This window comes from Rhodoferax sp. (assembly GCF_028688795.1).
GTDB lineage: Bacteria > Pseudomonadota > Gammaproteobacteria > Burkholderiales > Burkholderiaceae_C > Rhodoferax.
In genome coordinates this window covers 1-8,593 of record NZ_JAQTXM010000065.1, presented here as the reverse complement: position 1 = coordinate 8,593, position 8,593 = coordinate 1, and the positions used below count along the sequence as shown (strand labels likewise).

General features: G+C 57.8%; 10 protein-coding genes. 6 read left to right on the top strand and 4 right to left on the bottom strand.

The genetic code is table 11. The features are described from left to right. Positions 1–593: EamA family transporter (locus PHQ58_RS22605; RefSeq protein WP_300115946.1), on the top strand; the 593-nt coding region annotated here is incomplete at its 5' end. A 22-nt stretch (positions 594–615) separates the two neighbouring features. Then, on the top strand, positions 616–1,107 hold the full coding sequence (locus tag PHQ58_RS22600) for an Lrp/AsnC family transcriptional regulator (RefSeq protein ID WP_300115944.1): 492 nt from the start codon (positions 616–618) through the stop codon (positions 1,105–1,107). Positions 1,108–1,170: 63 nt separating this feature from the next. Here PHQ58_RS22600 and PHQ58_RS22595 read toward each other — a convergent pair whose 3' ends face one another. Both PHQ58_RS22595 and glmU read right to left on the bottom strand, forming a co-directional pair. Beyond that, positions 1,171–1,977 (bottom strand): ATP-binding protein, encoded by an 807-nt coding sequence (locus tag PHQ58_RS22595; RefSeq protein ID WP_300115942.1) that lies wholly within the window; start codon positions 1,975–1,977, stop codon positions 1,171–1,173. Positions 1,978–1,982: 5 nt separating this feature from the next. Continuing rightward, the gene (gene glmU, locus PHQ58_RS22590; protein ID WP_300115939.1) at positions 1,983–3,419 is read right to left on the bottom strand and encodes a bifunctional UDP-N-acetylglucosamine diphosphorylase/glucosamine-1-phosphate N-acetyltransferase GlmU; all 1,437 of its coding nucleotides are present in this window, start codon (positions 3,417–3,419) and stop codon (positions 1,983–1,985) included. An 86-nt stretch (positions 3,420–3,505) separates the two neighbouring features. Between glmU and PHQ58_RS22585 the strand changes: the two genes are divergently transcribed. Both PHQ58_RS22585 and PHQ58_RS22580 read left to right on the top strand, forming a co-directional pair. Next, positions 3,506–4,906 (top strand): L-serine ammonia-lyase, encoded by a 1,401-nt coding sequence (locus PHQ58_RS22585; RefSeq protein ID WP_300115936.1) that lies wholly within the window; start codon positions 3,506–3,508, stop codon positions 4,904–4,906. A gap of 918 nt (positions 4,907–5,824) precedes the next feature. Then, on the top strand, positions 5,825–6,793 hold the full coding sequence (locus PHQ58_RS22580; protein ID WP_300115934.1) for a DUF3644 domain-containing protein: 969 nt from the start codon (positions 5,825–5,827) through the stop codon (positions 6,791–6,793). A 433-nt stretch (positions 6,794–7,226) separates the two neighbouring features. Here the strand turns inward: PHQ58_RS22580 and PHQ58_RS23730 are convergent, their stop codons facing one another. Continuing rightward, positions 7,227–7,421 carry a group II intron maturase-specific domain-containing protein gene (locus PHQ58_RS23730; protein ID WP_367187368.1) on the bottom strand — a complete coding sequence of 65 codons (195 nt, stop codon included), beginning with the start codon at positions 7,419–7,421 and terminating at the stop codon, positions 7,227–7,229. Between the two features lie 88 nt (positions 7,422–7,509). Continuing rightward, a complete protein-coding gene (locus tag PHQ58_RS22575) occupies positions 7,510–8,004 on the bottom strand; it encodes a reverse transcriptase domain-containing protein (RefSeq protein ID WP_300115950.1) in 495 nt (164 codons plus the stop codon). Between the two features lie 111 nt (positions 8,005–8,115). Here PHQ58_RS22575 and PHQ58_RS22570 point away from each other — a divergent pair, with 111 nt between their 5' ends. Further along, on the top strand, positions 8,116–8,400 hold the full coding sequence (locus PHQ58_RS22570) for a BrnT family toxin (RefSeq protein WP_300115948.1): 285 nt from the start codon (positions 8,116–8,118) through the stop codon (positions 8,398–8,400). Continuing rightward, on the top strand, positions 8,397–8,593 hold a 197-nt coding region (locus tag PHQ58_RS22565; RefSeq protein WP_300115932.1), incomplete at its 3' end, for a BrnA antitoxin family protein. The genes PHQ58_RS22570 and PHQ58_RS22565, both read left to right, overlap by 4 nt.

The following is an 8,593-nucleotide window of genomic DNA, read 5'->3' as shown; positions in this document are numbered from 1 at the left end:
CCATTGGCCTGGCCATGTGGATGGCGGGGGAATCCTTGCAGCGAGTGCAATGGCTGGCCCTGGGCCTAGGCGCTGCGGGCCTGGCGGTGATCGTGTCACACACCGACGGCAGCACCACGCCACTGGGTCTGGGCCTGATTTTGCTGGCCGCCTTGTCCTGGGCCGGCGGCAACCTGGTCAACCGCTCGGCCGGGCGCATCCACATGGTGGCCTATGTGGTGTGGTCCAGCCTGTTTGCCGTGCCACCACTGATCCTGCTGACTCTGTGGATGGAGGGCTGGGAACACGTTGCCACCAGTCTGGCACAGGCCGATGCCTTCACCTGGGCGGCAGTGGCCTGGCAGGCCTGGGGAAACTCATTGTTTGGCTACGCCGCCTGGGGCTGGCTGCTGGCGCGTTATTCCGCTGCCACCATCACCCCCATGGCGTTGCTGGTGCCCTTGTTTGGCATGGGCGGCTCGGCACTCTGGCTGAATGAGGGCTTGCCGGCCTGGAAATTAATCGCCGCCGCACTGGTGCTCAGCGGCTTGGCACTGAACCTGCTGTGGCCTTGGTGGATGCAACGGCGCAAACGTGCCCAAGCTGCCCGCTGAATGATGTATACACACCTCGCCCATGAACCCGTTGGAACTTGACCCGATTGACCTGCAACTGCTGGCGCGCTTGCAAGTGGACTCTTCTTTAAGCAACCAAGCGCTGGCCGAGCTGGTGCACGTGTCGCCCCCGACCTGCCTGCGCCGCGTCAAGCGGCTGGTGGAGGCCGGGTTGATCGAGCGCGAAATTGCCATCCTGAGTGTGGACACGTTGGCGCAAGTGATTGGCCACGGCTTGTGCGCACTGGTCGAGATCACGCTGGATCGGCAAGACCAGGATGCACTGCTGGCTTTTGAGAAAAAAGTGGCCCCGGAAGATGCCGTGCAACAGTGTTACCGCGTCTCACCCGGGCCGGATTTTGTGCTGGTGATCCATGTGCGCGACATGCCAGACTATTTGGCGCTGACACAACGCCTGTTCACCACAGATGCCAATGTGCGCAACGTGAAAAGCTTTTTCAGCATCAAGCGCAGCAAGTTTGGGGCCGCCGTGCCGTTGCCGGTTTCGATTTGAATTTACAAGCCATTTTGGCCTCTAGAGCTTGTTAATCAAGCGCAAGCAGCTATGATTTTTACATCATTGTCGTGACGGCAGGCTGATCTGCACCTGGCACCCCCCATCCACCTGGGCGCTGATGCCCATGCTGCCGCCCATCCGCGACAGCAGCTTGCGGCTGGCCACCAGCCCCAAGCCCAGACCTTCAAAATCACGCAACGAGTGCAGCTTGGCAAACACCTTGAACAGCTTGCTCGCCTGCTCCGGCACAAACCCGATACCGTTGTCGCTGATGCTGATCTGGCAGAGCTTCTGGCCCTGAGCCAAGGTCGGCGCAAACGCGGTGGCATGTGGCTCCGCTGCGGTTTCTGTATCCACGGGCACGGCCCATTGCCAGGTGATGTCGATCTGCGCCAGCTCACGCTTGCGGGTGAACTTCATGGCGTTGTCCAGCACATGGCTGAACACCTGGCGCAACAGCTCGGCATCGGCCCACAGCTCAGGAAAATCCTGCGCCAAGTGCCATTGCACCTGGCGCTGTGGCTGTTGTTGTTGCAACTCGTCCAGCACCGACTGCAACAAGGGCAGAACTGGTACCGCCTGGAGTTTGACCTCTTGCTGGCCGAGCCGGGACAGCATCAACAACCCGTCCAGCTGTTGCGTGAGCAACTGGGCTGACTGTTGGATGGTGGCCAGGTGCCCCCGAATGTCGGGCGGCGCATCCGGCAAGTCTTCTTCAATAACCTGGGCAAACGCCCGAATGTGGCGCAGCGGGGCCCGCAGATCGTGCGACACGCTGTAGGTGAAGTCCTGAAACTCGGTGCGCAACTGCGCCAGCTCGTGCTTCAGGCGCTCAACTTCAACATCTTGTTCAGATGCGGCAGACATCGGGTTTACTTGGCCTTTTGCGGCCGTTTCCAGTTGGCAATACTCATCTGTCGTGCGCGTGCCACCGTCAGCGCCAGCGGCGCGGTGTCTTTGGTGACGGTGGAGCCGCCCCCCACCGTGCCACCCGCGCCAATCGTCACCGGGGCCACCAGCACACAGTTGCTGCCAATGTGCACGTCGGCCTCGATCACGGTGCGGTGCTTGTTGGCCCCGTCGTAGTTGGCGGTGATGCTGCCTGCGCCGTAGTTCACCCGCTCGCCCACCGTGGCATCACCCAGGTAGGCCAGGTGGTTGGCCTTGGCCCCCTTGGCCAGGGTGGAGTTTTTGACCTCGACAAAGTTGCCAATGTGCACCTCGGCCCCCAGCTTGGCACCGGGTCGCAGGCGGGCAAACGGGCCGATCAGCGCACCGGCCCCGACCTCGATGGCATCCTTGCTGCCGGGCTTGCCGCCTTCGATGTGGGTGAAGGGGTGAATCACCGCACCCGCGCCAATCACCGCGTCGCGGATCACACAATTGGCCCCGACCCGTGCCCCCTCGCCCAGGCTGACCTGGCCTTCAAACACACAGTTCACGTCAATCGACACGTCTTGGCCACACTGCAAACTGCCACGCACATCCAGCCGCGCCGGGTCTGCCAGGCGCACACCTTGCTCCATGAGTTGCAGCGCCACGCGCTTTTGGTAAGCCCGCTCCAGCTCCGCCAGTTGCACCGGGCTGTTGACCCCGGCGACCTGTACCGCGTCCGCAATCTTGTGCGCCACCACCGGCAGGCCATCGGCTACGGCAAATTTCACGATGTCGGTCAGGTAGTACTCGCCCTGGGCATTTTGGTTGTCGAGCCGGGTCAGCCATTGCTTCAACAGCACGGCGGGCACGGCCATGATGCCGCTGTAGACCTCGGTGATACGACGTTGTTCGGGTGTGGCATCTTTTTGTTCGACGATGGCTTTGACCGTGTCACCCTCGCGCACGATGCGGCCATAACCGGTGGGGTCAGCAAAATCAATGGTGAGCAGCGCCAGCTTGGTTCCGGCGCAGGCGGCAATGAGCTGTTGCAAGGTATCAGCCTGCGTCAAAGGCACGTCGCCCGAGAGCACCACCACCACGCCATCGTCCCGCAGTACCGGCACGGCTTGCTGCACTGCGTGGCCGGTGCCCAATTGCGGCTCCTGGCGCACAAAATTCAAGTCAAATTGGCTTGTAGCCCCCGTTTTATCTGCGAGAGCAGCTTCTACTTCTGTAGCGCCATGGCCGGTGATCACGGTCACCTGGCGGGCCTGTAATTCAGCCGCGGTGTCCACCACATGTTGCAACAAAGCCCGCCCGGCCAGCTGGTGCAACACCTTGGGCAGCTTGCTCTTCATGCGTGTGCCCTTGCCCGCCGCCATAATGACCACGTCCAGCGGCTTGACCGAGAAAATATCCAGAGTACCCGTCATACGAACCTTCCTTGTCCTGTCAGTTTGAATGCCTGCATTATCGGCGGGCACGTGCCCCAGACCCCCAACCCATCCCTGCGCACACCATGGCCATCAGCGTTTTCGACCTCTTCAAAATCGGCATCGGCCCCAGCAGCTCCCACACCGTCGGGCCGATGCGGGCCGCCAGCCTGTTTGTCCAGGCCCTGGCTCAGCAAGGCCTGCTGGTCAGTGCAAGCAGCATCACCTGTGAGCTGTATGGCTCGCTCGGCGCCACCGGCAAAGGCCACGGCTCAGACGTGGCGGTGATGCTCGGGCTGATGGGCCACGCCCCTGACACGGTCGATGTGGATGCCGTCCCCGGCCTGATCGCCCAGGCCCGCGCCAGCCAGAGCCTGCCGCTGGCCGGTGGCCACAGCATTCACTTTGTGGAAAAAGAACACCTGCTGATGTACCGCCGCGAAGCCCTGGCCGAGCACCCCAATGGCATGAAGTTCACCGCCTGCGATGCCCAGGGCCAGCCCCTCAAAGCCGCCAAGTACCTCAGCGTGGGGGGCGGTTTTGTGGTCACCGCCGGAGCCGCCAACGAGGCCGTGCTGACTGAATACCAAAAAGTACCCTACCCCTTCACATCCGGTGCTAAGCTGCTCTCACTTTGTGAGCAGCACAGTTTAAGCATCAGCCAGTTGATGTGGGCCAACGAGCGCACCTGGCGCAGCGACGACGAGATTCGCACCGGCCTGCAAGCCATCTGGCGCGTGATGCGTGAATGTGTGCAGCGGGGCTTAAGCCGCCAGGGTGAGCTGCCCGGCCCGTACAAGGTGCAGCGCCGCGCCCCGGTGCTGGCCGCCCAGTTGCGCGAACGCGCCGAGCGCACCCTGGCCGACCCTTTGAGCGTGCTGGACTGGGTCAACGTCTACGCCTTTGCGGTGAACGAAGAAAACGCCTCGGGTGGCCGGGTGGTGACTGCGCCTACCAATGGGGCCGCTGGCGTGATCCCGGCGGTGCTGCACTACTGCGACCGCTTTGTGGTGCCCGTAGGCGGGCTGCGCGGGCAAGAGCTGGCCATGGACGAGGTGAGCAACTTCCTGATGAGCGCCGCCGCCATCGGCATGCTGTACAAACTCAACGCCTCGATCAGCGGGGCTGAAGTGGGCTGCCAGGGCGAGGTCGGCGTGGCCTGCTCGATGGCCGCCGCTGGCCTGGCCGCTGTCATGGGCGGCAGCCCGGCACAGGTGGAAAACGCCGCCGAAATCGGCATGGAACACAACCTGGGCCTGACCTGCGACCCGGTAGGCGGCCTGGTGCAAGTGCCCTGTATTGAGCGCAACGCCATGGGCGCAGTCAAAGCCATCAACGCCGCCCGCATGGCCCTGCAAGGCAACGGCAGCCATGTGGTGTCGCTCGACAAAGTCATCAAAACCATGCGCGACACCGGGGCGGATATGAAGACCAAGTACAAGGAAACCTCACGTGGGGGGCTGGCGGTGAATATTGTGGAGTGCTGAGGCTGTCGCTTCGGCAGCTTGACGGCGTTTGCGCTCAACTGTGCATGAGCAGCGCTTTCACTATGCATTAAGGAGCGTCTTGCGCATATGCAGCAAGGTCTGGAGGTTGATTTTGCTTAAGAAACTCGGTAGTACTGCCACATGAGAAAATTCAAATTTGATAGTGGCTTGCGAAATATTGACAAGGGCTAGAGGTCAATTTCATTCCAAATTTTCAGCGCTCAACACCTGTTGACCTGCTGGCCCAGCTCAGGGCGAATGGGTGTTGATGACCTGAGTCATTACTTTTCATTTGCCAAATTAGCTTCTAGCGCTTATTCATCAAGCGCTAGAAGCTATTGAGTTTGTAGCATTTTGTGGACTGCTTGCAAGGGATGCACTCAACCCGCAGGCGCTGGAGTCGGCTCAAGTCTTTATGGCCCGTGTGAGCAAGATGGATGTGGGCTTGTGCCCGGTGTGCAAGGTCGGGCATTTGCAAACGGTTGAGGTGTTGGCTGGGGCCAGGCAGTTGCCCATCCCAGGCGCATTGGTTTGGCCACAGGAACGGGAGCCACCGTGAGGCACAAGCAGACGGCTGGAATTGGCAGAGGGTTGCACGTCAGCGGCAAAGCTGGCCGGGGCCAGGCTGTGCCTCACGCTGGCACAGCGCCAGGCAAGGCGCAAAACGCAACGCTCAGGCGCGAATGCGTGCTTGTTTGGCGCGTGAGTGGGGCGGTCTGCCAACAGTTTGACGCTGCAGTCCCGCTATGATCTGACATCACACGCTGGGGAGAAGCTTTCAATCCCCCTATTCGCCACCGTCCACACAGGCGGTTCAGTCCAACATGGTTTATCAGCCGCGGGAGGTGTCTATGGTCTTTTCGAGCATTGCAGCGCGGCGGATAAACGCTGATTGTTAGGCCCATCAAGAGAGATCAAATGAAAGCACGGAGCAAATTGATTTGCGAGCACTCTATTGCGATGGCAATCTCCGCAATCGAGATATACAACAAACCAAATTTCGCAAACCGGGAGCAGATCTTCTCCATTCTCATGGTGTGCGCATGGGAGTCTCTTCTCAAAGCAAAGCTAATAAAGGACGGAGGGAACAAGCTTTCCGCCATTTACATAAAAGATGGTTCTGGTCGGTACAAGAAAAACAGAAATAAAGAGAACATGACCGTCAGCATTGATGAAGCACTTCAGAAATTAAGTCTATCGGAATCATTAACCTCAAACATCAAAGCGCTAATTCGCATCCGAGATGCAGCAATTCACCTTACAGCCGAGTCAGCAGCATTGCCGTATCTGACATATTCACTTGGCGCTGCAGCCTTAAAAAACTATGCAAAGCTTATAGCGGATTGGTTCGATATAAAGCTCAGCGAATACAACTTCTTCATCTTGCCGCTTGGCTTTAGCTACCCATTCAAAGCATTAACCTTGGCACAGGTGAAGTGCGAACCTGAAACGATCGCAAATATCATCACAGACCTTGAGACTGCGAGAACTGGAGCGTCTAACGATGATGGGTACTTCTTGGTTTGCGAAATTCAAACCAGCCTAGTATCAGCAAAGAAAATCACGGAAGATACAGGGTTCATTGCAAAAATTGACCCCGCAACAAATGGCGCAGCTATCATAGTCAATCAAAAAGTAAACCTCATCGATCAATACCCATACTCTTGGACTGCGGCATTTGAAAGAATAAAATCTACAATTCCATCAGTAAAGAACTACCATCTAAATGAACTAATAAAAACCAACTCAATAAAAGGCAACAAAAAGTACTCCGCCTATAATTTCAGAACAAAAGAAGAAGAGCAACGCGGCCCCTCAAGTACAACGGCTGTGCTATACAACGATGATTTTGTAGCCTTCGCCATTAAAACCTTAAAAGCAGAGTAGTTGGGTATCAAATGCATCAAGCACCTATCCAAAGGCCTAATCGGGTAGCCGGGAGCTTCTAACTCCCAGCCCCCACACCACCCACCATGCGGGTCCGCAGTGGGCGGCTCAACAAGTTGGCACGCTCGACGAAGTTTTCCTCTTCTTTCCCTTGTAACTCTGTGCCTTGAACCACAGGTCTTTAGTTCCGGCGTAACTTGGGTACAAGTTAGCCTCCTCTGAAACTTCGTTTTCACACTGAGCAAACCTTGCTCCTGTAACCAGCCTTGCAGGCCGCACCCACGCCGCAGGCGTGGCCTCTTCGCGCTGTCCAACAGTGCGCAGGCACTGTTGGAGCCGCTGCGCTCAGCGTTGGAAATGGCTTGGTTGATCACTGGAGTTCTGGACATCTGCCAGTAGCTGTTGCTGCTGACACCGTGCTGAATCGCGGACTTCAGGTCAATCCCCAAAGCCAGCAGATTCTTGATCTTGGGTAACGCGCCCAGCGCCACTGTTTCCAGTAGCACATGCGCATGCGCCGTCTGATCCACTCGTCCAGTTCGGGAATGGGCCGGTAGTACTGGCTGATGCCAAAGTACACCGTCCAGCCCCGAAGATATTGCCCCAGTTTTCGCAGCCGGTATTCCAGCAGCCAAACCCTTGCAGGGCGCGTCGGGCCTCAAGACCCGCCCCTTCGCCTGTCACAAACAGTCCGCAGGGACTATTTGTGTAGTGGCTCAGCCCCAGCTTCTGCCTGTGAGCTCTTTGATCCGGTGCTTGAAGTCCGCCAAGACCTTATCAGTCCAGCGTATTTTCTTGCCCTTGATCGTGAAGCCCAGAAAGGCGCATTCACTCATCGGTGCCACTTTGCTTTTGGCCAAGTTGACTTTGAGCTTGAGGGTGGTCTCCAGATACCGCGTGATGGAGTCCATCACCCGCTGTGCCGCGCGTTGGCTTTTGACCAGAATGACCATGTCATCGGCGTAGCGTGCAAAGCGGTGTCCCCTCTGTTCCAGTTCTATGTCGAGTTGGTCCAGCAGGATGTTTGCCAGAAGTGGCGACAGTGGCCCACCCTGTGGGGTGCCCACTTCGCTGGGTTCAATGTGCTCTCCAACCAGCTCCCCGGCGCGCAGGTAGCGCCCGATCAGGCGCAACAGTCGCTTGTCGGCAATGGTTCGACCTAGCAAGTTCATCAGCACGTCATGGTTGACGGTATCAAAGAACTTGGCCAGGTAATCGTCGGTAGACGATTACGGACAAGCCGTCGGCATGGCCTCCAACGTTAAACAGCTGCACTATTTGCAGCTTGACTTGTCACCAATGATAAATACAATGTATGTACGATTAAGTTCGAATGGGATGAGCCCAAAGCCGTTGCAAATCTCAAGAAGCATCAGGTGTCTTTTGAAGAAGCCAAGACGATATTTTTCGACGAATTTGGCATTCAATTCTTCGATGAGGAACACTCATCCGACGAAGAGCGCTTTCTGATGCTTGGTATGAGCTCGGGGGCAAAGCTGCTCATCGTCTGTCATTGCGAACGGGAGCACGGTGCAGTTATTCGCATCATCTCTGCTCGCAAGGCGACCAAGCGCGAAAGCGCGTTCTATCGAGGTGAACAACCATGAAAGCAGAATACGATCTTTCCAAACTGAAGTCCCGCAAGAATCCATACGCGTCCAAGTTGAAGAAGCCTGTGACCATGCGTCTTTCGGAGGATGTTGTGGACTACTTCAAGGGAATGGCCGAGGAGTCGGGCGTTCCCTATCAGAGTCTGATTAACCTGTATCTACGCGACTGCCTTGCCAACAGTCGAAAGGT

Excerpts from the sequence above, each read along its gene's own strand:
- PHQ58_RS22595 (WP_300115942.1), bottom strand. The coding sequence starts at position 1,977 with ATGTCTGCCGCATCTGAACAAGATGTTGAAGTTGAGCGCCTGAAGCAC.
- PHQ58_RS22585 (WP_300115936.1), top strand. The coding sequence starts at position 3,506 with ATGGCCATCAGCGTTTTCGACCTCTTCAAAATCGGCATCGGCCCCAGC.
- PHQ58_RS22580 (WP_300115934.1), top strand. The coding sequence starts at position 5,825 with ATGAAAGCACGGAGCAAATTGATTTGCGAGCACTCTATTGCGATGGCA.
- glmU (WP_300115939.1), bottom strand. The coding sequence starts at position 3,419 with ATGACGGGTACTCTGGATATTTTCTCGGTCAAGCCGCTGGACGTGGTC.
- PHQ58_RS22600 (WP_300115944.1), top strand. The coding sequence starts at position 616 with ATGAACCCGTTGGAACTTGACCCGATTGACCTGCAACTGCTGGCGCGC.